A 25733-nucleotide genomic window follows, 5' to 3' on the forward strand; every position below is an offset into this window, starting at 1 on the left:
TTTGCGGCTTTAGCCGCTGAGGGTGGTCAATCAGATCAGGTACCTCAGCGGCTAAAGCCGCAATCTTTACTGATGCCATTACGGGACGGCTGAAGCCGTCCCCTTAAGCAAGGCATTCGCGTTGCGCGAACGAAAACGCGGCAGTGCCGTACCTTAAATTCTCTCAAGCAATCCTTCACTTCACGGCTCCAACCACGAAGACAAAGCAGGTCCTTCGCTGACCCACCCCAGCCAGCGAAGCTGGCTGGGGGCCCCGTCCGCTCAGGATGACAACAAAGACGGATTGTTGTTTATGGCAGGTCCGTCTCAAAGAGCTTCTGAACGACCTTCCAGCTATCGCGGCGTTCCCGCTCGGTATTCACCACACCCCAGCGGCGGATGCCATCAGCCGGTGTTCCACGAATAAATGACCGGTAGTCGTTCCATGTCCACAGCGAACCCCCGATCATGTATGGCCGCTGCTTTATCGCCGTCATCGCCTCCGTGATATCCGCAATGCGCTGTGGATCGTGGATGCCGGGCTCGCCCATCTTGCCGAACTCCGTCACGAAGATGGGCTTGTCCGGAAAGAGCTCATGGGCACGGTCGAAGCGCCTGGCATAGTCGCCATAGACATTGATGGAGACAAAGTCGCAGTACTGGCTTGCCTCATCGGTACCGGTCTTCACCGCGGCATCGCCGGTGTAGCGCGAGGCGAAAGTGATCAGGCGTGTTGCATCCAGACCGAGCGTGAAGGCGCGCATGTCGCGAGTCCAGTCGCGGCCTTCCTGCGTGTATGACTCATACTCGTTGCCGACGCTCCAGGCGACGACCGAGGGATGATTCCAGTCCTGCTCCATCATCTCCTGCATCTGCTGCTTCCAGCGTGCGCGGATACCGGCGTCGCCCATCTGCCATGCGCTGAAGTTCCAGTTCCCTGCTTCGGGGATCAACAGCATGCCGTGACGATCCGCAAAGTCGAGCACGGCCTGCGTCTGCGGATAGTGCGCGATGCGCATCATGCGCATGTTGTCCGCCAGCATATCGCTCAGGTCCCGCTCCACAATCGCATCCGACTCGCGGAGACCTTCCTTCATGTCTTCCGAGACACGGTTGGCCCCGTTCAGATGCACCTCTTTTCCGTTCAACAGCAGACGCGTTCCGCTGACCTGAACCTTGCGGACACCGACGTGTGCGGTGAACTCATCGTCAGCTACCTGCAGCTTCGCGTCATACAGAAATGGATCGCGGACACTCCACAGATGAGCGCTGTTGAGCGTTCCCTTCCAGGTGACACTGGCATCACCGTTCGCCGGGACGTTGACGGCGCGAAAGCCTGCAGTCAGGCCGGCAGCTTCTCCTTTGACGGTTGCCGATGCTGCCCGCTCGCCCGCATTGTGCAAGGTTGCCCGGACAGTGATGGTCGCCGCACCCGTCTTCAAATCGGGATCGGCGTCGACCTTCACACTACGGAAGTACACCGGGTCACCGATCTCGATGTGGACCGGACGGACGATGCCGCCGTACGGCAGCCAGCCCACGATCGTTGCCTTGCCCACGCCGTCCGGCGTGAACTTGTCCGTCGATGGATGGCCGGTCGCCAGCGCCGGAATCGAAGTAAAAGTAGGCGTGTTATCGACGTCCACGACGACGAAGTTCTTACCGGGATGCACCAGGCGCGTGATGTCCAGGTCGAAGGCGGTGTAGCCACCTTCATGCGTTCCCGCGAGTTTGCCGTTCACCCAGACCTGGGCGACATCGTAGACCGCATCGAAGTGCAGCCGGGCGATCTTTCCCGCAGGAAGTGCCGGCATATCGAAGTCGCGGTGATACATGGCATGGCCGATGTACTTCTCGTGTCCTTCGTCGACCAGCCAGGAGTGCGGCACGCTCACCGGCTTCCATTGTTCCTCCAGGGTGGTGCGGAAGCTCCAGCCGGCGCCATCGAGGTCAATCTTTGTTGTGGCATGTACAAAGCGGCAGGAAAGGAACAGGGTCAAGGCAAGCAGGGCGATACGCTTCACGAAAAACCTCCGAGAGGGTGAGGTTAACCGTTTAATTATTCGAAGGAACTATTGTCAAGTGTCTTTGTTCCCTGATCGTCAATAGAACGGTCGCGCGTAGCGCGATACCCCACATAAGCTTCGCGTATGTGGGGCACCCGGATCTGTGCACTATTCAGGCGGTGCTGCCGGGGATGAGTTCGTAGGGGAGGAAGACTCGCTGCGGCAGAACCCCGGCATTTTCGATCGTGTCGATCAGAAGATCTGCTGCCAGTTCGCCCATGCGGAAGGTGGGGATGGTGAACGTCGTCGGACGCGGGCGGAGATGATCGCTCGAGCCCGTGTTGCCGCGGTTTAACACGGCAATGTCTCCAGGAATCGAGATGCCGCGCATCTCGGCGTAGTCATAAAAGTCCAGCAGAAGCTGGTCATCGGCGGTAAAGATGGCCGTTGGTCGTTTGCGTTTGGTGGAGAACCAGGTATCCAGAATGCGGATCCCCTCGGCCCGTTCGTAACCAGTACAGCCGATCCGCTCCTGCGGCAGGTCGAGCCCATAGCCCGCGAGTCCTTTGCGCAGGCCTGCGACCAGCCGCTGATGCCCGGGCAGCGTTGCCGATCCGCTGAAGAAGGCAACCTGCCGGTGTCCGTGCTCCGCGAGATATTCGGCAGCGGCCTGGCCAATGGCGGCATCATCTACGCCGACATAGTTGATGGGCGCCTTACCGTAATAGGAGTTGATCATCGAGAACTTGATCTGGGCCCGCTGCAGCTCATCGATGGTCTTGTTCACATCCTGAGACGTACAGGAACGCGTGTTGATGAAGATAATGCCGTCCGTAAAGCGGCTCTCCAGCATCTGATCGCGGGTCTCGCGCCCCGGTTTGCCGGTCGGCGAAAAGATCAGCAGGTTATAGCCCCGGCGCATGAGGGCGCTCTGTATACCTGAGAGCGCCTGCGCGATGAACTGGTTAAAAAAGATGGGGTCGCGCATGGGCACAACCAACCCAAGCAGCCTGGTCCGCTTTTCCGCAAGCGCCCGCGCCAGCTCATTGGGCTTATAACCCATCTCGCGAGCGATCTGGATAATACGCTCGCGCAGCTGCGCACTTACGCGCGGTGAGCCGGTCTTATTAAGGGCGATGGAAACAGCAGCAATCGAGACACCTGCAGCCTTGGCAATATCTGCAAGCTTTGGGGCCGACGATCTCATTCAGAAATTGTATGGTCTGGTCTGCGTTTTGGGCCAGAAAGAGTTTAGACAGACCAGTTACATATAGTGCAGGAAACACCTCCAGGTGCAACACCTACAGGGGCAACACCTTCAGGTATCGCCGTCCAAAGCTCTATCGGGGTTCGTCAGGACGCTGCGTTCTGGCGTGTTGAATGCTCGGGCTGAAAAACATGCCCTGTTCTACCGGTTCGCCGGCTCTTCGACTGGGCCAGACGCGTGCGAGATAGGCCGAAACACGTGCCACAGAGAAACTGACGCCATTGAGATTCAACTCCGGAGAAGCGCCTGGAATTTCGCGTGGATAGGGCTGTGCACCGAAGACGACCTTGGAATTCATCTGCTTCACCGTACATGCCGCATCGCCGCACGCCGTATCAGCGACGACACCGACAACTCCCGGAAGCGTGCCCGGCAGCAGAAGCTTCTCCTCAATCGCGTAGGGCGCGACCAACACGGCCCCTGCTGCGGCGATACGCGCAACGGCCCTCTCGAAAGGTTCACGGTGATCTTCGTCGGCTGTTCCCAGGCTGAGATTAATAATCTGGATGGAATTGGCCGCACACCATTCCAGAGCACGCACAAGCATCGGTAGATTGGTCGAGAGCGTTTTATCGAAGATGCGTACCGGCACAATCGTTGCCTCGGGAGCCAGTGCATGAATAAGCGCTGCCACGGAAGTTCCATACCCAAGGAGGTCAAGCGTGTCCTCAACTTTACCTTCAGCAGCCAGGTTCACACCTGCCGCGAGACAACCGACATGAGAGTGCAGCGGGTTGACACCACTATCGAGAACCGCGATCCGGAGACTGCTCATACCAGCACCGCCTCATCGACGGGTGTGAGCACGGGTTCGGTTTGGCGGCCTTGCATGTGCGCATCGCACTTGCACCAGGCCGTCAGGCGTCCCCACTCGACGATTCGCCCGCCAGCATCACAATAACCCTATCTGCCCATTCGAGCAATGCCTGACTGGTGAATAACGATCAGCGGTAATGCAAAAGACAAAAGCCGGACCGCGAGCGATTTCTCTCGCGGTCCCGCTTTCCTTATAAACAACAAAGGAATGTTTCAGTTCCGCTGCAATACAAATACTGCCGTAGAGTGCGGGTCGAGCGTTACATCGATCTTTGAGGCTCCGAGCTCTTCGCTTCCCTGCCAGGCGTTGCGCAGATGGAACTTGCCTGCGGGTAGCTGCAGTGCGGTCAGCTCTCGCTGGAAGGATACGGGGGAATCTCCGACGTTGAAGACGCCGACCGCATACTGTCCACCGGGAAGGTCCGCGGTCCAGACAATCGTGGCGCCTTCATGCAGCACCTGTCTGCTTGCCATCGCGGTCTGGTCAATGCGGAGAATCTCCTTATTCGTCAGAAGGCTCACCGTCGCGTCATCGAGCAGTGTGAGGTTCGCACCAACAATCAGCGGACTGCGCGCAAAGGCCCAGAGGCTCAGGTGCGTTCTCTGTTCCGCAGGAGTCAAACGGGTGTGACGTGGACCGGGGCCGACATCCGGGGATGGACGCAGCTCTCCCACCGGCAGCATGTCGGCATCGGGCCAGTGACCGGGCCCAGCAAACTTGCTCCACTGCGCCGCCAGCGCGAACTGATCTTTGACAGTGCGTGGGAACGATGCCTTGGTCTCCCATACATCCCAGATGTCATTCGAGATGCGCCACATCTGTGAGAGCGAGATCACCTCTTCGGCGTGCTCGATCGCTGTAGGTCCCGGCGAGAGGCTGAGGACGATGGGGCGTCCGCTCCTTTGAATCGCCAGTTTGATCTGTTTGATCTCGCTCACCTTGTACGGATGATCGGAGATGCAGTCGACCTTCAGGAAATCGACACCCCATGAGGCATACTGCTTCAACAACGCGTCGTACCAGGCCTGACCGGCGGGCGTGTCTTTCACGCCCCAGTTGGTCGGATCCCAGGGGCAGGCATCCGTCTGGTCAGCAGCGTCGGTCACGGTAAACTTCGAGCCCTCGATAGGAAGGTTCTGTTTCACGCTCTCGCGCGGAATACCGCGCACGATGTGGATACCGAACTTCAGACCCTGGCTATGAACCCAGCGTCCTACGGGCGTGAAGCCGACGTTCTTTCCGTTGACGAGCGCGGAGGGAAACCGTGCCGGCACCGGGATATAGCGGCCGTTGGCATCCAGTTCATACTGCAGCAGCTCAGGATGCGGACGCGATTCCGGGTTCTTCAGGAACCAGCCCTCGTCGATGACGGCGTAGTCGTATCCGGCAGGTTTGAGCTTACTCACCAGCGAGGAAACGTTTTCTCGAAACTGCTGTTCATTGACGCGCAGGCCATACGAGTCCCAACTGTTCCAACCCATCGGCGGACGCGGTGCAAGCTTTGGCGCTGCCGCATGCTGGGCCTGCGACAACGGCGCCAGGGCGAGACCGATGCCGAACACAATCATCTTTGTGAGTTTCAAAATCGACAACCTCCAGAGAACGTTTCCAACGGACTCAACCAGCTTAGAGCATTTTTCCCTGTTGCTGGGCATTCCGAAGGTGAGGTGAAGCGGCGTTTTCATTGCGGAAAACGCCCATAGATGCAGAAGCCCTACTCTACACCTACAGGGAAATGCTCTACGGCAAAGCGAAGGCAATATACGCGGCACCCTGTGGACCTGACTTGTCACGGGCACCGCTCGCCGCAATCACGACGTACTGTTTGCCGTTCACCGAGTAGGTTGCCGGAGTCGCGGCGCCGGCATACGGCAGCTCCGCGGACCACAGCAGCTTACCTGTCCTGGCACCGAAGGCTCGGAACTTCCGGTCATAAATCGTCGCCCCGATGAAGACAATGCCTCCCGCCGTAACCACCGGGCCTCCGTATCCTTCCGATCCTGTATTCGGCATTCCCTGCTTTACCAACTCGGGATACTCGCCCAGCGGAACCCGCCAGAGATACTTGCCCGTGTTCAGGTCGATGGCATTTAGCGTTCCCCATGGCGGCTGCACCGCTGGATAGCCATCCTTGTCCTGGAACTTCCGGTAGCCGGTGAACTGATACGGCGCATCATCTACCCCCTTGCTTGCCAATTCTCGCCCGGATCCAGGAGACTTCGTATCTTCCGTTCCGGTCAGATATCCGACCAGCGCGCGGAGCTTCTCTCCCGTCAGCCCTGGAAACGATGGCATGCGTCCGGAGCCGCCGTGAATCCGCTGCTCGATCTCGCGCACGGATATGCGGCCGCCAATGTCGACCAGTGATGGAAACTCCGGCGGATTTCCCTGCCGTTCTTTGCCGTGACAGAACGCGCATTGGCTTTGATAGACCGTCTCGCCCGGGCTAGCGTTGGCTTTGGCCTTCGTCAGTCCCCCCGTCCAGGGGATATCGTTGGAGTTCAGGATGAGCACACCCGCCGGGGTGACCGCAGAACCGCCCCACTCCACGCCGCCATCGAAACCGGGAAAGACGATCGTCTGCTTATCCATGCTCATGGGAACAAAAAGCCCGCCCCCCTTCATGGCACGGAACTCTTTCAACACCTGCTCGTGCACCTCGGGTGTGCGTGTGCTGAGGATCGACTCCGTCAGTACCTGCCGAGCATACGGCGCGGGCATTGTCGATACTGGCTGCGTCGGCGAGGTGGTCTCCCCCTCAACGTCCGAAGTTGGGAAGCCGCGTTCTTCAATAGGAAAGACGGGCTTGCCGGTTACGCGGTCCAGCACGAAGAGGAAGCCCTGCTTCGTCGGCTGAGCAATGGCATCGATCTTCTTTCCGTCATGGACAACGGTCAGCAGCGTGGACGGCGACGGAAAATCACGGTCCCAGATGTCGTGATGCACACCCTGGAAGTGCCACAGCAGTTTGCCCGTCGCAGCATCCAGCGCGAGCAGCGTATTCGCGTACAGGTTCTTGCCGGCGCGGTCGGCTCCGTAGAAATCTGACGCGGCCGACCCGGTAGGCACATAGACGATGCCCCGCTTCTCATCGAGAGCCATGCCGCTCCAGTTATTCGCGGCTCCGGCTTTCTGCCATGCTCCAGCAGGCCAGGTCTCGTAGCCGGGCTCACCAGGATGAGGAATGGTGTGGAAGCTCCACTGCAGCTTTCCTGTCTTCACGTCATAGGCACGGATATCGCCGCGCGCTGCAGGCTTTGTCTCGGCGGTGCGAAAGCCAACGATCAACAGATTTCGGAAGATCACTCCCGGAGTCGTCGCCACCACCGGCAATTCTTGAAAATCGTCCGTTCCTAGTCCTTTCCTGAGATCGATTCGTCCCTGCTCTCCGAAGGATGGAATGGGCTTCCCATCCTCTGGATTGAGCACATACACATAATTCATGATGAAGGCGTAGAGGCGCTTCTCTCGGCCATCGCTCCACCAGGAGAACCCTCGGCTCGGCTGCGCCGCCGTAATGCCAGAGTCGAAACTCCACTGCTTCTCGCCTGTAGCAGCATTCAAAGCCACGACCCGAAGCGCGGGTGTATAGGCATATAGCGTGCCATCGACTACTAGCGGATTCGTCTGTAGCCCACCGCTGGTACCGGCGTCGAAGCGCCACACCTGCTTCAACTGAGAGACATTCTCCGGCGTGATTTGTGTCAGGGGAGAGTAGTGCGCATTGTCTTTCCCGCCGTTATAGGCGAGCCAGCCCACCTGTTTTTGCGCCGTGCCGGCTGCCGAAACTGTATGGAGGCCAGAGGTCCTTAGTAAGAGAAAGCCTGCACCTGCCATAGCGAACAGGACACCCAGCCGGCTGGTTCGTTGCACGATACTCCACCTCCGATGGCCAATGGATCGACACAGAGATTGTCTACTGCGTGCGGTCTATTTGGGAATGGAGAAGTGTTCTGCTATGGAAGCGAGCACCTGAGTATCGACAAATTCGCCTTTCGCTGAAGAACTATAGGGCGGGCCTTCAGCCCTTGGACTTCCAACCGGCCTGATACCTGGGGCGTTGCCCGGCTGGTATAGAACGCGCCTTTCCACCCCAATGAACAAAGTTCATTGGGGACCCCGGCCTTCAGCGCTGAGACCCATGGCAAGCTTTGTTTGTCATTTCGTAGCGCAGCGGAGAAATCTGCTTTTCCACTTTTTCTACCGGGGTCCCCAACGAACTGTGTTCGTTGGGGTGAATGCTCGCAACGCCAGGATGGGTGAGGAATACCCTAAATTCCTAACAAGCTACAGAATGAATCTTTCCATCTGCTCTAAGTGGACGCGACTATGCCCACTCCGCTTATGCTTATCCTGCTATCTTGATCCCCCATCCGACACTCTTGTGGAGCTTTTGAATGAATCGCAATACCCTCGTCTCCTTTGCGCTGCTCTCGCTTGGCAGTCTCTCTGCGGCTGCGGAGGTTCGCCTCCCCAACGTGCTCTCTGACCATGCTGTACTGCAACGCAGCCGCCCGATCCACATCTGGGGAACAGGCGCAACACAGGAAACCGTTACCGTCACCTTTCATGGACAAACAGCAACGGCGACGGCAAACGCCGATGGGAACTGGGAACTGTGGCTGCGTCCTGAAGAGGCAGGTGGGCCCTATGAGCTAACGGTGACAGGATCGCAGAGCAGTGTGCCCGTCAAAAGAACAGACCTGCTGATCGGCGATGTATGGTTCGCCTCCGGCCAGTCGAATATGGAGTTCCCCCTCAAGGGTTTCACCGGTGCCCCGCTGCTGAATGGCGATAAGGAGATCGCGGCGTCGACGCAGCCGAAGATCCGCCTTCTCCGTGAAAGGAAGCGCACCTCCACTGTGGTTCAGAGCGATGCGCAGGATACATGGACATTGTGCACACCGGAGACGGCGAAGGACTTCTCCGCCGTGGGTTACTTCTTCAGCCGAGAACTCACACAGGAAGAACACGTCCCGATTGGCGTCATCGATTCAACCTGGGGTGGCACACCGGCCCATGCCTGGATGAGCGGTGAGGGTATCGCCTATGCGAACCTGCCATCAGTCGCCGCGGACGCAGCGCGAATCGCAATCGATCAAGGCCGCGCCGACACGCTGAAAGCGCGGTACGCAGCCGAGGATGCAGCGTTGAAGGAAGCCGGCAAGGAAGTGCCAACGCATGCTCGCCTTTCCTATGACCACTCCGGCAGTTGGACTCCGTCGACGCTGTACAACGGCATGGTGGCGCCCTTTACCAAGTTCGGGATCAAAGGCGTGATCTGGTACCAGGGAGAGACGGATACAGCACCGGAACGAGCGCCTTACTATGCGCGCGTCTTCCCCGCCATGATTCAAGACTGGCGACGCCAGTGGGGCCAGGGAACTTTCCCCTTTCTCTATGTGCAGATCTCGAACTTCGGCCATGTTAACGATGGCTGGGGCCAAGTGCGGGAGGCCCAACGGAGGACGCTCGAGCTGGGGCAGACTGGCATGGCCGTTACCCTCGATGTCGGCAATCACGACAACGTACACCCATCCGATAAACAGACCGTAGCTCATCGCCTGGCGATGGTCGCGCGTGAGTCAGTTTATGGCGAGAAAGTCCAGGGCGAGTCTCCTACGTTTGTGCAGGCGACACAGGAAGGCGGAACGATGCGGGTATGGCTTGCCCATGCAACCGGCCTTCACAGTGAGATGAATCCGCTGAGCGAATTCGAAGTTGCCGGAGAGGATCACAAGTTCTCTCCGGCAGAGGCGACGATTGATGGTGAAACCATCGTCGTGAAAGCGGCCGCAGTGGCCACACCCCGTTATGTTCGGTATGCCTGGAATGGCGGGGTTGATTGCTATGTGTACAACGGAAAAGGATTGCCATTGGGGACGTTCACGTCAGAGCGATAGGTTTGCCTCAGAACATTCCCTATGTAGGATTGGGTAGGAGCAGCGGGCTTTAAGCTCGCTCCTACCTAATCGAAACGTTCGGAGAATAAGTCGCCTCGGCAAATTCGTTTCATTGCAGAACTATAGAGCGGGCTTTCAGCCCTTTAAGATCTTTGTAGACCTTGAACCTGGGGCCTTGCCCCAGGCTGATATAGAACGCGCCTTCAGCGCTCAGAGCTATGGCACCTTTTGCTTTGTCATTTCGAAGCGTAGCGGAGAAATCTGCTTTCTCGTCTCAGCCTGGGTGCCCCGCCCTCGCAACGCTAAGGTGGGTGAGGAATAACCCCAAATTCTCAACAAAACACAAAGTGAATTTATTGATACTCGTACCTATTGGTCACCGTCCGCTCGCGACCGGCCACTGGATACGATGCAATATCCCCTTCGGTAGATTGGCATCCATGTCCTCAATAAAGGCCTGGCGCTGGGCATCCGAGGCGAAGGCCTCGCCACTGGCCATCGGCCCACAATCGATGCCCATGTGGCGGACAGCCTCGCGTACCGCGGGAAAGAATGGATAGCGGAAGAGAATATCGAGCACCGCATTGGCGTCGTATTGCAGGGTGCGCGCTGTCTCCCAGTCTCCTTGTTGCACGGCGCGGTAGATATCGAGATACACCGGCCCCAGCAGGTTATAGGTAGTTCCAATACCTCCCTGAGCCCCCATCAGCAGCCCAGCGGCCAGCGCCTCGTCATAACCGTTGAAGACCAGCTTGCCCCGCTTCGCCAGTGAATTCAGCAGGTACATATTGAAGTCCGTGAACTTAACTCCGAGGACATTGGGAAGATCGCAGATCTCCAGTAGCTCCTGCGGCTTCTGAAAGGCGAGCGGAGCAGCTTTGGGGAAGTAATAGACCAACAGCGGCAACGGCGAGTGCTGTGCCAGCTCCTTGTAGAAAGCCATCACCTGTTGTGAGTCCAGTGCAGGAGGTAGGCTGCTGATGGCGTGTGCCCCTTTTTCGGCCGCGTGCTCAGCGAGCTTGATGGCATCGCGCACATCCGGAGTTCCCACATGCACAAAGATCCGCTTCCCTGCCGGCAGAACCTCCATCACCGTCTCCACCAGTTCCTTGCGGGTCTCCATGGAGAGACGCATACCCTCGCCGGTGGTTCCCGCGACATACGCTCCATCCAGCCCCTGGGAGGTCAGCTCGAGCAGAAGCTTTTGCACAGCCGGAGCGTTCAACCGGCCATCCGGGGTTAGCGGTGTGAGCAATGCGGCGTAGATGCCGGCGAATGGATGGAGTGACAAGGGGCCTCCCGAAGCAATTAGCGATTATTGATAATGTATCATCCCAAACGGAGACATCGTGAAAGAGAAGCAATCTCTTGCTTAGTCGGCGACTGTATCGGGAATCGTGGTGGAGCTGATGTGCTCGTTCACCGCTGCGGTGATGCGCTTCTCATCGCGCGACAGCAGGTCTTCCAGTAGCTTGCGGTGCGACTTTACCGCGGACTTGAGAGTCTCTCCTGCTGCTGCACGCTTCAGACTGACGAAGGCATACATCGCAACGCAGAGGCGTTCCAGGGTCTGCTCCAGCACCTCATTACCCGAGGCACGCCACACTGTGCGGTGGAAGGCGAAGTCTTCCTCGGCCACTGCGAAATGATCGCCGTCGGCCACCATCTCCTGCATGCGCCGCAGATGGCGCTTCAATTCGAGCACTACATCATCGGTCAGATGCTCCGCTGCCAGATGAAAGGCCATCACTTCAAGGTGCCGCCGCACTTCCATCATCTGCTGGATCTCACGACGGGTGAGCTTAGTGACGGTTGTGCCGCGATCCTGGACCCGGACCACCAGGCCGAGATGCTCAAGCTGCAGCAGCGCCTCACGCACCGGAACCTGGCTGACATTGAGCTGTTTGGCGATATGGGCTTCGCGTAACGGCGTTCCCGGAGCCAGGTCACCAGAGCAGATCGCCTGCCGCAATTCCTCAAACACTCCGCGTGATTTGCTGAGCGTTCGGATTGGGTTCAGTTCCTTGGTGGGCACAGCGATGATGCTACTAGATGCCGAGCCGCAATTGGAAGCACCACTCATTCCGGCGAGCTCCATGGCTTGGGTTGTGGCCCCTGCATCAACCACGACTTTGTTACCCGCGCTACAGAAACATGGTCAGGCTTGGTCTGCGAACCCTGTAAAGATCCGGACTCATAGATGACATAAAGCTCCTCTTTCCCTGAGGCGAGATCGCTGTATCCGCTCACCCCGGGATCAAGGACGCGCTCATGCGACCATGTCTGTCCGTTATCCTCGCTGACCTTTAGGGTCAGGTTTTCGCGCACACGCCACTTGCGGTCCTTTGCTCCGGGCACGTCCCGGGCATCCGGGTTCGAGAAGTACACTCGCTTCTCTGCGGCATCCGTCAGTATGCCCGCATCGCAGGTAGGGTCGAAGAGCTGTGCGTCGAAGCGCGGCTTCGACCATCCGGAGATACCATCCCCGCTCGTCGATACGGCGCGCAGATGTTCCGCGCCTCCGCTGCGAATGTTCAACATCACTTTGCCATCGGGTAGCTGAGTAGCCACCGTTTCATTGGGACTGACGATCTCAGCCGAGTCACGCGCCACCAGGGCGCCCCGCTTCCACGTCCGCCCTTGGTCGTCACTATAGACAGTTCCAACGGCAGCGGGACCATGCGCGCGTGTTCCGTCAGGATTCAGTTTGCCATTCGCAATCCAGATCGATGCCAGCAGACGTCCATCGCGAAGTTGAATGCCGTGCCCGGTTCCCGGCGTCACCACGTTCCAGTCATAGTCGTTCTTAAACTGATCGAAGATATCTGTAATCTCCCGCTCCTGCGAGAAGGTTCGGCCATCGTCGCTGCTATCTCTGACGAAGACCTTCGCGTAGTTCTTCTGATACAGAAGATGCACCCCGCCGGTCTTGCCATCCGCGATCATCACCGCGTTATCCGTCAGCTCCTGGCCATTGCCTGCAATCATGCGCGACGGCTCCCACGTGCGGCCGCCATCTGTGCTGCGGCGCAGTAGGATATCTGTCGGCGACCAGTCTCCTTTGGAGAGATCCTTCCGGCCTCCGCAGTAAGCGAGCAGCGTTCCTCGCTTTGTCTTCACGATACCCGGCACACGGTAGGTCGCATACCCGCCAATACCGGCATTCCACAGGTTGACACTCTCCACCTGCGCCCAGGCCGCGCCGCAGCTCAGCAGGATAGCGGCCGCGACCAATCGTAGTCTGTGTTTCATCCCTTCCTCCAAAACCTTAGAACGACACATGGAGCGAGAACTGAAAGTTACGAGGATCATAGCTGGATGTGATCTGCCCGAACGAAGTACTCGATGCATCCGAGTTCGGCATCGCCAGGTTGGTATGGTTGAGCGCATTGAAGGCTTCGGCGCGGAACTGAAGCTGGGCCTCGCGCCAGATTGGAAAGAACCGCTGCAGTCCCATATCGACATTGTTGAACATTGGCCCGCGCAGCCTGGCATCGCGAATGGGCGAGTTGCCGAAGTGACCGTCGGCAATGGCATAGGCCGCAGGATTGATCCACTGGCGGCTGCCATTGGTATTGGTATGCCGGTTTGCCGTAGGATCGCCGATTTTGTCCGGGCGCGCTCCGCCTACTCCAAGCCCATTGGAAGTTGCCTGCGTAACCGCCACCGGCACGCCGGAGACGGAGCGCTCAATAGCTGTCAATTGGAAACCACCCAACAGTGCGGAAAAGAATCCATGCGTGAGGTAGCTCTGTCCGCGCCCGAATGGCAGCGTGTACAGACCGGTAATGGAGAAGGTATGCGTCGAGTCGAAGGCGCTTACAGCCCGCGCGTCGCGAAGGTCATACGGATTCTGGAAGGTTCCCGTGTTGCTCTGCGAGGCAAAGGAGCCGGGCGTCGAGTTGGTGATCAGCTTCGAGAAGGTGTATGCCGCCAGGAAGGTCAGGTTTTTGCTGAAGCGGCGGTCGAGCGTGGTTTGCAGGCTGTGGTAGATGGAGTCGCGATTCCCGAGCAGCACCGTAACATTGCCAAACTGCGGGAAGGCCTCCGATGCGACAGCACGCGTGACCGTGGCGTTCCCAAGCGTTCCCGGAACCTTGCCGGCAAGCGGATTTGTAACCGCGGTATTCAGATACGCTGAAGCCGTTCCGGTCTTGCCGGAGGACTGTTGCATGGCAATCGCTGTATTGATCAGCGACTGGGACGGCAGATTGATGTTCTGCGTGATGAGCAGATGCTGTCCGCGATTTCCGCTGTATAGAAGCTCAAACTTCATCTTCCACGGCATCTGCTGCTGTACCCCAAAGTTCCACTGCACAACGCGGGGAGCGTTCATCTGCCGGTTATAGATGGTCGAAAGTGCCGTACCCAAACCTGCGCTTGCCCCTTGCGGCCCGGTGGGAGCAGAGAGTGTATAGGTGCTCTGTAGCGCCGCGGCCGGTGAGGTCGAATTCGGTTTAATGGGGTTATAGATCGCATTGAACCCTGGCGCGGAGGAGTAGAAGCCATAGATCGGAAACGGACCGTTGTAGACGCCGATGCCTCCGCGGATAACAATCTTGCCATCCCAGGCCGCAGGGGTATAGGCGAACCCGAGTCGCGGAGCGTACTGGCCAGAGTCCCCCTGGGTAAAGCCACGCGGATTGCCGCCGACATTCGCATACTGCATGACGCCCGGGAGATTCACGATCGGATTTATCGTCGTGGGATCGAACCAGCCTACGGAGTTGGCGCGCTCCAGAAAGTCTGTACTGAACTGATAACGGAAGCCCAGATTGAGCATAAAGTGCGGTGTCACCTTCCAGTCATCAGCAAGGAAGAAGGCCGGCGTCGTCAGCACGGCTGAGGCATTCGGCTCCTGGTCGAAGTTGATCGTGTCCGGGAGCCCAAGCAGCAGCGAGGCAAAAGCGCTTCCCGTGGTGGAGCTTCCATTGCTAGTCTGCAGTGCATTGAACCCGAAGGCGCCGGTTGGCGAACCGGAGGTCACGAGTCCCGATGCCTTGTAAATGCGGATATCCGCACCCGCACGCAGGAAGTGGCGCCCGCGTGTCATGGAGAGGATCTGGCTCAGCTCGCGGATCGTCGTATAGCGGTCCTGAGGCGTGCCTGTTCCAACGGAGTTGAACAAGCTTACCGAAGCCGACGGCCTGACATTGACTGCAGAGCCGCTCGGCAACGCCGGAGAGACACTATAGCCGAAGTACTGCGTGCCGATCGTGTTATCGGTAGGATCGGCAAAGTAACGGTGGAACCACGTGTAACCCGCAACCGCCGTGTACAGGATGTTCGGCGTAACGGCGTAGTTGTACGACGCCGTGTAGTTCCGCGTCGGGATCTTCACATTCTGCGTCCCACCATCGTTCACGCCAATCCCGGATGTTGCCGGTGAGTTGTACTCGTCGCGCGTCCACTTCAGGCTCAGCCGGTGCTTCTGCCCGATGTACTGATCGCCCCGCAGCGTAAAGGTATCGGTGGTCTGGTAGTTCTTCGAGACCGTGACGTAGTTATTCGAAACACCCGTAGTCGTCGGCATGGGATAGAGCGCCATTACGGTTTTGCCGAAGTCGGTAAAGCGTTGCGATGGTATCTTCTGCCCCGCGAATGGCGTACGCGAGGCAGCTGCGTTACCGGTGCTGGGGTCGTAGACCGTGGTCGTAATCTCGGTGAAGATGCCCTGGCGCATCAGGACAGTAGGCACAGACGCGGTTGAGTTCGATCGTGCTGCCCAGCGCAGCCCCTCATAGTCGACGAAGAAGAAGCTGCGTTTGCGCCCGTCATAGATCTTCGGAATCCACACAGGCCCGCCGATGTTGCCACCGTACTGATTGTAGTTATTCAGGGGCTTCGGCGAACCGTAGGGCAAGGCTGGCGTTGCATTGAGATGCGTACCGCGGTAGTCCTCAAAGATCATGCCGTGCAGTGTGCGCGACCCGCTTTTGGTGACGTAATTAATCACACCGCCGACTGTTGCTCCGAACTCAGCTGACATCGCACCCGACTGTACCTGGAACTCCTGGACGGTTCCGGCCGAGGGCAGCGCAATGATAGTGCCGTCACGAGGATTGGTCATGGTAACCCCATCTACCAGGTACTCCGAGAATCCGCCGAAGTTGGTGCGGACGCCGCCATTGACCTGATAACCGGAAGAGGCCACGCTGCTGTCGCTTCCGCCGCGATTCGCTGCGGAGTTGCCGAGCGCAGTCTGCACGCCGGGAGTAAGCACCATCAGCGAAAGCGGATTCCGTGTCGGCAGCGGAAGCTCTTCGATCTGCTTCTGCTCAATGATCTGGCCCTTGTATCCGTTGTCGACATCGAGCGCGTTGCTCTGCGCCGCCACCACGACCTGCTCAGTAACGCTGGAGACCTGCAGCACGATATCCACATGCGCCGTCTGGCTGACACCAACGTTGATACTCTTGACCGCCTGCTGACCAAAGCCGGGTGAGATCGCCGTAAGCGTGTATCTGCCGGGGTTGAGCTGAGGAAAGACAAAGATGCCGGCGCCATTGGATACTCTCCGAACGGCTGTTCCCGTCGCCTCATTCGAAAGCGTGAGAGCCACATTCGGCACAACGGCGCGCGAAGCGTCGGTAGTTGTGCCGGCGATCTCGCCGAAGGCCTGCGCCAGGACACGAGAAGCCGGGCTCAGAACGGCAACAACGAGAACAAGCCAGCGAAGCCGGGAAGGGACCTGGGAAACAAACGGCATAGGGCACTCCGAAAGTCGATCTGTTCAGAACGGAGGGCAGACTATCGAAGAGCGCCAAATGATGTCAATAGTATTTTATTGATAATCTATTGAACGAACAAAGCAATCGATGAGTTCGATTCCATCGACCTGCGATTCCGATCAGGGCCTCGTTCTTGAGTGCCATCGAAGGTTGAATCACAGTCCGCCCGTAACCGGAACTTCTCGGTGATTTCCCGGTTGAAGAATGGAGCAAGAGCTTACAATCCGTCCATGCCTCGCTCACCCATCGCTCTTGTGCTCACGCTGCTGATTGGTCTCGCTTCTCCTGTTGCGGCGCAAAATGTGGCGACGGGCAACCAGATCACCATCCTCTACGATGCATTCTCTGACAAGCCCGGCCTCGCGCTCGATTGGGGCTATGCCGCACTGGTGGAGTTCGATGGCAAGCGAATCCTATTCGACACGGGCAACAATGCAGCGATGTTTGCAGCCAACATCAAACGCCTGCATGTCGACTTGTCGAAGATCGACCTCGTGGTACTGTCGCATCGCCACGGCGATCATACGTCCGGGTTGAGCTATGTGCTTTCGGTGAATCCGAATGTGCCGGTGTATGTACCCGGCGACGAAACGTTCCTGCAGACGACGCCGGTGAGTTTTTTCGCGCCTGCCACCGAGGATACTTCCTTACCAGCAAAGATGCGGTATTTCGGAGGCAATCCACCTGCGCCACCGCCGTCTCATGGGACGGCGTGGCCTGCGGCCCGATTCCATGCCGTGACAAAGTTCACCGATATCACGCCTCATATTCATCTGATCAGTACGATGTCGGAGACTCCGGGCTTTCGCGACATGCCCGAGACGTCGCTGATTCTGGACACGCCGCAGGGACCTATCGTGATCGTGGGGTGCTCGCATCCGAGCATTGAAGCCATTCTCGCAAATGTAGTGGCCCAGACGCATGCGGGCTCGATTTTTGAACTGGTCGGAGGATTGCACATGGTCGTTTCAACGCCAGGCCAGGTCGACCACACTGTCTCCGCGCTGCTGGATACATATCACCTGCAACGGACGGTGCTTGGTCACTGCACTGGCGAGAAGACGTTCGCGATCTTGCGGAAGCGTCTTGGAGAAAATTATCGCTATGCTGGCGTAGGTGAAGTATTGGGACTTTAGGTGCGAACCCACTTATGCACTAGTACCCCCAAGCGCGCTTCTTGGCAATCAAACGGTTGATACCTACAGCATTAATCCTGATAAATAAATGCGCATCTCGTCAGGAATGCGTACTTTGGGCCGACCCTGCTGTAGTAGGCGTGCGTTGAAGGACGAGGAGTGGGAAGGAGAGCTCGTAGACTAGATCGGCTCCGCACTCAAAGGGCGCATACGAATCTGAGCTGTAATGCCTGCCGCGGCCAGCATCAGAAGACCGCAACCGAGGAAGGTTCCATTCAGTCCAATCGTTGCTTTCAGTGCGCCGGCGATCAGAGCTACAGCTCCGCCAAGCATTGTGCCCGCAAAGTTCAGGAATCCGAATGCCGTGGCTCTCATCTCCGGCGGGATGCCTTCGCAGAGCACCGGCATGGTATTGCCGTCGTACATTCCCTTCCCCAGCCCAAACAACAGCATGGAGGCGCACAACAGCGAGACGTTTCCAGTTACGCTGCTGACGATCAGGCATGGCGCACCCAGCCCCAGGCCCACCGTCTGCGTCCAGACGCGCCCGCGTGCCGTCCGGCGTGCCCAGGAGTCGGCAAGAAAACCGCCGCAGAGCAGGCCGATGAAGCCTCCAGCACGGATCCAAAAGGTCGCTGTAAACCCCGCACTCGTCAGAGAGAAGTGGAAGCGTTCGTACAGATACAACGGAAACCATGTATAGATCGCCCAGTCGCAGATGGAGGCAATGCCAAAGACAGTCAACAGCGATCGGTACCCGGGAGTGCGCAGAATCACTGAGGCCGACTCCTTGAGCCCCTTCCCCGGCACCGGCGGCTCTTCCGCCTGTGTTTCAGCGGACGGGTTCCGAAGCAGATTCATCAGCAGAAAGGCATAGAGCACACCAACACCGCCGAAGATATTGAAGACGCTGCGCCATCCATGACGTGAGCCGATCCATCCGCCCAGCGTTCCACCAAGCACTGTCCCCAGATAGGTGCCGCTGTAGTGCAGGCTTACGGCTCTCGATCGTGTTCGCGTGCCGTGGTAAGCGGCGATCATGGCCAGGCCTGCCGGTAGATAGCAGGCCTCACTGATGCCCATCAGCGACCGCATCGCCACCAGTTGCCCGTATCCCCGCACATGACCGGTCAGCAGCGTGATCAACGACCATACCAGCAGGCTGAAACAGATCATCCGCTTGCTGCCGAAGCGATCTGCAAGATGCCCCGCCAGCGGACTACTGAAGGCATACACCCACAGGAACGAAGTCCCCAGCAGCCCAAGCTGCACCGTGGAGATATGAAGCTCCGCCTGCAGTAACGGGAAGATGGAGAAGATGACCTGCCGGTCCAGATAGTTGAACATCCAGACAAACAACAGCAGGACAACGACGAGCCACGGGTATGCGGACTTCCAAACCTTCACGGGAACCTTTCGCCACGCTAGATTATTGATAATCGATTTCAATCGTCAAGCGTAGAGAAAACGAATACCGTAAAGGCATACAGAAAAGGTCCTGCCGGTAGAGGCAGGACCTTCTCTTTTTATGCCTTGCGGTACTCCTCGTCGGTGACATGTTCGAACCAGTCCACGACCTTATCGCCCTGGCGCTCGTGAACGGCAATGTGGGTCATGGCTATCGTCGGCGATGCGCCGTGCCAGTGTTTCTCGCCGGGTTCGATCCACACCACGTCTCCGGGATGAATCTCCTGTACGGGCCCACCGTCACGCTGCACCCATCCACAGCCTGCGGTGACGATCAATGTCTGGCCCAACGGATGACTATGCCAGGCTGTCCGCGCTCCCGGCTCGAAGGTGACGCTTGCACCATTCACACGAGCCGGTTCCGGCGCCTGAAAGAGCGGATCGATACGGACAGTGCCGGTAAACCAGTCAGCCGGTCCCTTTGTCGATACCTGCGTTCCTACCTTCTTGATCTCCATCTCTTACTCCTTTGTCCGAATCCTGATCTTTCGATGTTGTTAGTTAAGCGTAAATGCCGTCATTGTGCCGGTAGCCCTTGCCAGGTCGATGCGCCCCTGATTCCAGGTAAAGAGTGCGCCAATGCAGTCATCCTGTGCCCGCGCGCGCTTTGCCTGGGCCTCTGCCAGCTCGGCATTGCCTGTTACTCCCGCCTCGAACCTCCGGCGCGCCTCAGCCACCTCATCCGCTGCAAGCGTCAGGGCCATCTGGCACTCTTCGACCTGACCCGCTGCGGAGTGTAGATCCGCATGGGCACGGCGAACTTCGAGTTCGATCTTTCGGCGCAGATCCCGTTCTTGAATCTCACTCTGACGCACGATGGCCTGTGTCTCGGCGTGCCTGGCGCGGATACGGCCTCCGTCAAAGACCGGAATCTTTGCGCTCACGCCAACGGTGTGTGTGACCACGCTCGCCAGCGGTCCGACGTCTCCAGATGCAGTAATCAAAGGTATCCGCTCGCCACTGACCGCACTATTGTTATAGCGCGCCTCATCCACATGTTTCTGTGCCACCTGCAGTTCAGGACGTCCCTGAAGAGCCGTTGCCACTGCAGCTTCTATGTCAGGCATAGCATCTGTCTTGCTCAATAAGTGATCCGTCAATTCAACTTTGGTTGCGAAACCAACTCCGAGATCGCTCAAAAGCTGCAGACGTGCCTGAGCAGCCTCGTTCTCAACCGTTGTCAGCTTCCGGCGATCTGTCAGCAACGTCAGCTTTGCCCGCGTAATGTCCAGAGAGGTGGCTTTGCCAACGTCAGCTCGATCCTGTGCCACTTTCAGAAGAGACTCCGATAGAGCAACACCTGCACGGGCAGCCTCCGAAGAGGACTCCGCGCGGAGCACAAGCAGATAGTCATGGGCAACCTGGGCTGCCGTAACTTCACGGCGTACTGTGATATCTGCTTTGGCGGCATCGAGGTTTGCGCGTAAGCCATGCGACCGCCGAATGGCGCCCAGGTCAAAGACCGTGTACGACATGGTGACGCGGGCATCGAAGTTATTGAATGGACCCACCTCGTCAGGGATGGTGAAGTTAGGGACGCCGGTGGGAAAGTTGAATCCCTCGGCGGACAGGTTACGCGTCAGGTTGGATTCCCCGATAGAGGCGTCAATGGCCGGAAAGAGCAGAGACCGGGCATAGGAGACGCGTGCTTTGGAGGCCTGCATGACCGCCTCAGCCGTCTGGACCGACGCACTGCCTTCCGGCGACGTCGCTATTTCAATCGCCTGCTTCATGTTGAGCTGTAATACCTGTTGGGCGGCACACGCTGACGGCAGGCAACAAAAAATTGCCAAGAGACACAGGAGGTCTTTCATAGTAGGTTAGGATAGCTTTCGAATTCATGGAGCCACAATCATCAAAATTCGCGCTGCGAAGACCCGCTCTTCTTGCGTCTGGTGCGATGATTCTCGCGTCGCTGGTCTGGGTTCTCGCTCGTAAACCGGCCGGCGCGGCCGCTCCGGCGGCTGCTATCCCAGCCATACCGGCGACATCCGCCGTATCGGCAAGCGGCCGCATTGAGCCCTCTGAATCCGTAACGCATGTAGCAGCGCCGAATATCAACGGCCGCCCGGCAATCATCGCGAAGCTGAACGTGCGCGAGGGAGAGTCCGTACGGGCGGGCCAGGTCATCGCGGTATTATCCGGAAAGCAACAGCTCGAAGCCGCCGTGCGTCAGGCCGAGGCCCGCATGAATCTGGATCAGGTGAAGCTGGACCAGCTGCGAGCCGCACCGCGAAGCTCCGATCTGGCGATGCAGAATGCCGAAGTCGCGCGCTGGCAGGCCTCGCTGGACAATGCACAGGCGGAGTACAAGCGCTACGAGTCGTTGCAGGCGAACCATGATGTCTCCGTCTCAGAGCTGGATGCGAAACGAGCCGAGATGGAGAACGCCCGTCGCATGACGGAACAGGCGCACGCACGCCTTGCCGGCTTGTCTGAAGTGCGCCCCGATGACATTCGCTTTGCGGAATCGGCACTGGAGGCTTCGCGCGCAGAGCTTGACCGCGCCCGTCTGGATCTCGCCTCGGCCGAACTGCACTCCCCTGCCGATGGTGTTGTGCTGCACGTGCATGCCAAGCCTGGTGAAGAAGTGGGACCGCAGGGTGTTCTGGAACTGGCCAAGACAGCGGAGATGTGCGTCATTGCCGAGGTCTACGAGACGGATATCAGGCGCGTAAAGACCGGGCAAAGCGCGGAAGTTCAAAGCGAACTGTTGCCCGGCAGGACTCTGACCGGAACCGTCGCTTCGATTGGGCATGAGATCGGCCGCGCCGACCTCGCTCCTACTGATCCCGCCACCTTTGCCGACTCCCGCGTGGTTCTTGTCGTCATTCGGCTTACTGATAACAGAGAGGTTGCAGGCCTGATTCACGGAAAGGTATCCGTCGTCATCCAGCCATGAGCAAGTCCGTCATGACAATTGGAAGGTCCATGGCATGGCGGCAGCTCGTAAAAGAGAAGCGCCGCCTGATGGCCGCTCTGGCTGGTATTGCCTTTGCCGTCATCCTGATGCTTGTCCAGCTCGGCTTCGAACAGGCGCTGTTTAAGAGCGTCGGCCTGCTCTATCGGCGCATGAACGCCGAGTTGGTGCTGATCAGCCCGAAATATCGGAATGCGAACTCGAACTCGCCGTTTACCTTGCGACGCCTGGACCAGGCGATGGGGGTACGCGAGGTGGAATGGGCAGCGCCGATGTATCTGAGCGGCGCACCCTGGACGAATCCGGTCGATCACATCCAGCGGGATATCTTCATCATCGCGATTCCGCCCCAGGCCGGCATTCTTGATCTTCCCGGAGTCAATGCGCATATCGCGGAGCTACGCCGGCCATCGACCGTGCTATTTGATTCCAGCTCGCGGCCGGAGTTCGGGCCGATTGCGGACCTTCTCACCCATGGCCCTCTTTCCGTGGAGTTTTCCGGAGTGACGGCCCGCGTAGGCGGAACCTTTCAACTTGGCACATCCTTCGCCAACGACGGCAACCTGATCACCAGCGATGCAAACCTGAAGACGTGGAAGGCAGACCGTGATCCATCGCTGATGGATATCGGAATGATCAAGCTGAAGGCCGGATCGGATCCACAAATCGTTCGCAAAGAATTGCAGGCCATTCTTCCCAACGATGTGCTGGTGCTGACACGCGAAGAGCTTCTGGAGCGCGAAGAGACCTTCTGGGCCAGCAGTACACCCATTGGCTTTGTCTTCCGCCTTGGACTGTTGATGGGACTCATCGTCGGCTCGGTGGTCGTCTATCAGATTCTCTATAACGATGTCTCTGAACACCTGGCTGAATATGCCACGCTCAAAGCCATGGGATATACCGACAGGTTTCTCTTTGGGCTGGTGATCCAGGAATCGCTGATTCTCTCGATCCTTGGATTTCTTCCCGGCCTGGTTCTGTCACAGGTGGTCTACACCATCGCCTATCGGGCAACATTGCTGCCCCTGCGGATGGACCCGATCCGGGTCACCGTGGTGTACCTGCTTACGGCCGGAATGTGCGTCTTTTCCGGAGCATTGGCAATGCGCCGGCTAAGACTGGCGGACCCGGCGGAGATCTTCTAATCATGCCTGAATCGATCATCTCGATTAGGAACGTCGATCACTACTACGGCAAGGGCCACCTTGAAAGGCAGGTGCTCTTTGACGTCTCCGCGGAGATCTATCCCGGGGAGATCGTCTTAGTTACCGGCCCTTCCGGATCAGGCAAGACGACGCTACTCACGCTTGCCGGAGCTTTGCGAGCGGTACAGAAAGGCAGCGTCAAGGTATTCGGTCAGGAGTTGAACGGCGCCCCGAACTCCCGGTTGATTGAAACGCGCGAGAATATCGGCTTCATCTTTCAGAACCACAATCTGCTGGCATCCCATACCGCTATCCAGAATGTAGAGCTGTCGCTCGGCGTAGGAGTACGGGCATCCAAAGCGGACATCCAGGCGCGATGCACCGAAGCGCTGCACACCGTTGGCCTGGGTAAGCACCTGACGCACCATCCCGAGCATCTCTCCGGCGGCCAGAAGCAGCGAGTCGCCATTGCCCGTGCGCTGGTGCGCCAGCCTCGGATCGTTCTGGCGGACGAGCCTACAGCTTCGCTCGATCGCAAATCCGGCCGTGAGGTCGTAGACCTGATGAAATCCCTGGCCAAACAACAAGGCTGCGCGATCCTGATGGTGACCCACGACAACCGAATTCTCGACATCGCCGATCGCATTCTTACGTTGGAAGATGGACGCATCACCAGCTTCGCCGCCGGACTCGCCGCGAATACCGGGCACCTGCTCAATGCGTTTGCCAGGCTGCAACGTAGCGGAGGCCTGATGGACTACGTCCACGACCTTTCAGAGAAGCAGTTCCACGATATCGTCCAGGAAATGACCATAGAGTTCGAACAATTTCTCGAAACTCTCGAATTGGGCAACCGTGATGCCATCGAAGCCCTGCTGGATCAGATACTCGAGGCGGTCACGCTGAAGGTGAAACATATCCTGGGCGCGCACCATGCCTCCATCTTTGTCGTCGACTCCGAACGCAGCACGCTGTATTCGCGTGTTGCGCACACCCTCGGTAGAGACGAAAGAGAGCTGGTGCTCCCGCTGAGCGAAGGCATGGTGGGACATGTCGCACGGACCGGGCAAGGAATCAATGTCCACGACACCAGCGACCACCCGCACTTTGATCTGGCCTTCGGTCATGAGACGGAATACAGAGAACACCGGCTCCTCTGCATGCCGATCCTCGACCGCGAGAAGAACGTACTGGCTGTCGTCCAGATGTTCAAGAAGACGGATGACCCAGTCTTTACTCACGTGGATGAATCCAATTTCCGCGATTTCGTTGAACCGCTGGGACTCATCCTGGAGAGCTCTATCCGTGTAGCGCATCAGTATGTTGGCCGGGCATAAGTAGAGCATTTCTCCTGTTGCTGAGTATCCCGTGAGGAGCGTGCAGCGGCGTTTTCATTGAGGAAAACGCCCATAGATACATAAGCCCCGCACTACACCTACAGGAGAAATGCTGTAGCCCGCTTACCGAGGCACGATCTTTATGGTTGCCGAACGGGCTTGCGCTGCAATCATCGGTTTCAGATAAGGGCTGGTGGCGTACTTCTCCCGATAGGCCTCATCGATCTGTTCCTGAATCGGCCCATCCACCGACTCGAAGGTGACCTCCTTCGTGATCCCTGCCACGCGGATGCGTCCTGCCTTCTGGAGTATCGCAGCCTGATACCAGGTCGAGGACTGTCCGTGATATCCGCGGACATACAGCCCGTGATCGACAACCACCGACCAGATCCATGTCGGCGTGCCGTACGTAACTCCATCTTCACGGAACGGCGAGATATGCAGATCGTCGGTTGCGGCGATGCAGTCCAGTTCGTTGTTCAACCATCGACTCATGGACACACCTCCTTAGAGCATTTCTCCTAATACTGTAGTGTTGGAAAAATCTGCGAATGCCGTTTTCTTCGCGGAAAACGGCGCAAACAGCCAAAACTCCGCTCTACACCTTTAGGAGAAATGCTCTATTCCATCGTGTAGTCAGGCTTCTTGTAGAGCTGATCCCACTTCTGCTCAATCTCGGGATGATAGACCTTGCCCGCCCAGTCGAGCGGTGTAACCTCTTCCACGGCGACTGAGACCGACTCTGCACCGTAGTCGAGCACAGACATGACACTATCGGTGATCTCCATCGCCAACTGCTCTTTTTGTTTTTCAGACTTACCGGGCCATAGCTTCACGACAACATGCGGCATAGAAGTTTCCTTTCCGATGCTTGGGTACGCGAGTTTTAGGTGGACTGAGGGTCATGCACCAGCAAACGTCCAGCGCCCGTACGCCGACCTCGCCATACTGCAAGCAGCCATTGCCGTCGTTGAACGGCGCCAATGCGCAGAGCGAATGCCGCAACCCTCGTAGTTCAAGGTTAC

Annotated in this window: 19 protein-coding genes; 5 read left to right on the forward strand and 14 right to left on the reverse strand. The window is 58.1% G+C overall.

From position 1 onward, the window contains the following. Positions 1 to 290: 290 nt before the first annotated feature. The 5 genes from FTW19_RS21305 to FTW19_RS21325 all read right to left on the reverse strand — a co-directional run bounded on the left by FTW19_RS21305 (position 291) and on the right by FTW19_RS21325 (position 7942). On the reverse strand, positions 291 to 2003 hold the full coding sequence (locus FTW19_RS21305) for a glycoside hydrolase family 2 protein (RefSeq protein WP_147649563.1): 1713 nt from the start codon (positions 2001 to 2003) through the stop codon (positions 291 to 293). Between the two features lie 154 nt (positions 2004 to 2157). Continuing rightward, entirely contained in the window at positions 2158 to 3192 is a 1035-nt protein-coding gene (locus tag FTW19_RS21310; protein ID WP_147649564.1) for a LacI family DNA-binding transcriptional regulator, read from the reverse strand. Between the two features lie 133 nt (positions 3193 to 3325). Continuing rightward, positions 3326 to 4027 (reverse strand): subtilisin-like serine protease QhpE, encoded by a 702-nt coding sequence (qhpE, locus tag FTW19_RS21315; protein WP_147649565.1) that lies wholly within the window; start codon positions 4025 to 4027, stop codon positions 3326 to 3328. 254 nt (positions 4028 to 4281) lie between these two features. Then, entirely contained in the window at positions 4282 to 5652 is a 1371-nt protein-coding gene (locus FTW19_RS21320) for a glycoside hydrolase family 27 protein (protein WP_246153432.1), read from the reverse strand. Positions 5653 to 5809: 157 nt separating this feature from the next. Then, the gene (locus FTW19_RS21325; protein WP_246153433.1) at positions 5810 to 7942 is read right to left on the reverse strand and encodes a PQQ-binding-like beta-propeller repeat protein; all 2133 of its coding nucleotides are present in this window, start codon (positions 7940 to 7942) and stop codon (positions 5810 to 5812) included. A 524-nt stretch (positions 7943 to 8466) separates the two neighbouring features. Here FTW19_RS21325 and FTW19_RS21330 point away from each other — a divergent pair. After that, on the forward strand, positions 8467 to 9972 hold the full coding sequence (locus FTW19_RS21330) for a sialate O-acetylesterase (RefSeq protein ID WP_147649566.1): 1506 nt from the start codon (positions 8467 to 8469) through the stop codon (positions 9970 to 9972). A 376-nt stretch (positions 9973 to 10348) separates the two neighbouring features. On the opposite strand, the gene FTW19_RS21335 is transcribed toward FTW19_RS21330, so the two are convergent. From FTW19_RS21335 to FTW19_RS21350, 4 genes are all read right to left on the reverse strand, one after another. Continuing rightward, positions 10349 to 11263 carry a dihydrodipicolinate synthase family protein gene (locus FTW19_RS21335; protein WP_187143098.1) on the reverse strand — a complete coding sequence of 305 codons (915 nt, stop codon included), beginning with the start codon at positions 11261 to 11263 and terminating at the stop codon, positions 10349 to 10351. A gap of 81 nt (positions 11264 to 11344) precedes the next feature. Beyond that, the gene (locus FTW19_RS21340) at positions 11345 to 12055 is read right to left on the reverse strand and encodes a GntR family transcriptional regulator (RefSeq protein ID WP_187143099.1); all 711 of its coding nucleotides are present in this window, start codon (positions 12053 to 12055) and stop codon (positions 11345 to 11347) included. Further along, on the reverse strand, positions 12052 to 13224 hold the full coding sequence (locus FTW19_RS21345; RefSeq protein ID WP_187143100.1) for a sialidase family protein: 1173 nt from the start codon (positions 13222 to 13224) through the stop codon (positions 12052 to 12054). Before FTW19_RS21345 ends, FTW19_RS21340 begins: the two co-directional genes overlap by 4 nt. A gap of 16 nt (positions 13225 to 13240) precedes the next feature. After that, positions 13241 to 16681, reverse strand: a complete 3441-nt coding sequence (locus FTW19_RS21350; RefSeq protein WP_147649570.1) for a TonB-dependent receptor — start codon at positions 16679 to 16681, stop codon at positions 13241 to 13243. Between the two features lie 252 nt (positions 16682 to 16933). Between FTW19_RS21350 and FTW19_RS21355 the strand changes: the two genes are divergently transcribed. Beyond that, positions 16934 to 17839 carry an MBL fold metallo-hydrolase gene (locus FTW19_RS21355; RefSeq protein ID WP_147649571.1) on the forward strand — a complete coding sequence of 302 codons (906 nt, stop codon included), beginning with the start codon at positions 16934 to 16936 and terminating at the stop codon, positions 17837 to 17839. Between the two features lie 180 nt (positions 17840 to 18019). On the opposite strand, the gene FTW19_RS21360 is transcribed toward FTW19_RS21355, so the two are convergent. The 3 genes from FTW19_RS21360 to FTW19_RS21370 all read right to left on the reverse strand — a co-directional run bounded on the left by FTW19_RS21360 (position 18020) and on the right by FTW19_RS21370 (position 21039). Further along, positions 18020 to 19246, reverse strand: a complete 1227-nt coding sequence (locus FTW19_RS21360) for an MFS transporter (RefSeq protein WP_147649572.1) — start codon at positions 19244 to 19246, stop codon at positions 18020 to 18022. A 119-nt stretch (positions 19247 to 19365) separates the two neighbouring features. Beyond that, positions 19366 to 19764, reverse strand: a complete 399-nt coding sequence (locus tag FTW19_RS21365) for a (R)-mandelonitrile lyase (RefSeq protein ID WP_147649573.1) — start codon at positions 19762 to 19764, stop codon at positions 19366 to 19368. A gap of 39 nt (positions 19765 to 19803) precedes the next feature. Next, complete coding sequence (locus FTW19_RS21370) at positions 19804 to 21039, reverse strand: TolC family protein (protein WP_187143101.1); 1236 nt, start codon at positions 21037 to 21039, stop codon at positions 19804 to 19806. A 167-nt stretch (positions 21040 to 21206) separates the two neighbouring features. Between FTW19_RS21370 and FTW19_RS21375 the strand changes: the two genes are divergently transcribed. The 3 genes from FTW19_RS21375 to FTW19_RS25935 are packed head-to-tail and all read left to right on the forward strand — an operon-like array spanning position 21207 to position 24708. Then, the gene (locus tag FTW19_RS21375; RefSeq protein ID WP_187143102.1) at positions 21207 to 22208 is read left to right on the forward strand and encodes an efflux RND transporter periplasmic adaptor subunit; all 1002 of its coding nucleotides are present in this window, start codon (positions 21207 to 21209) and stop codon (positions 22206 to 22208) included. Between the two features lie 29 nt (positions 22209 to 22237). Continuing rightward, positions 22238 to 23371, forward strand: coding sequence for an ABC transporter permease DevC (gene devC / locus FTW19_RS21380; RefSeq protein WP_187143103.1), 1134 nt, complete (start codon positions 22238 to 22240; stop codon positions 23369 to 23371). Positions 23372 to 23373: 2 nt separating this feature from the next. Continuing rightward, the gene (locus FTW19_RS25935) at positions 23374 to 24708 is read left to right on the forward strand and encodes an ATP-binding cassette domain-containing protein (RefSeq protein ID WP_222705489.1); all 1335 of its coding nucleotides are present in this window, start codon (positions 23374 to 23376) and stop codon (positions 24706 to 24708) included. 123 nt (positions 24709 to 24831) lie between these two features. Here the strand turns inward: FTW19_RS25935 and FTW19_RS21390 are convergent, their stop codons facing one another. Beyond that, on the reverse strand, positions 24832 to 25203 hold the full coding sequence (locus FTW19_RS21390) for a DUF2255 family protein (RefSeq protein ID WP_147649577.1): 372 nt from the start codon (positions 25201 to 25203) through the stop codon (positions 24832 to 24834). Between the two features lie 125 nt (positions 25204 to 25328). Continuing rightward, positions 25329 to 25559, reverse strand: coding sequence for a tautomerase family protein (locus FTW19_RS21395; RefSeq protein ID WP_147649578.1), 231 nt, complete (start codon positions 25557 to 25559; stop codon positions 25329 to 25331). Between the last annotated feature and the right edge of the window lie 174 nt (positions 25560 to 25733).

It is taken from the genome of Terriglobus albidus (assembly GCF_008000815.1).
Classification (GTDB): Bacteria; Acidobacteriota; Terriglobia; order Terriglobales; family Acidobacteriaceae; genus Terriglobus; species Terriglobus albidus_A.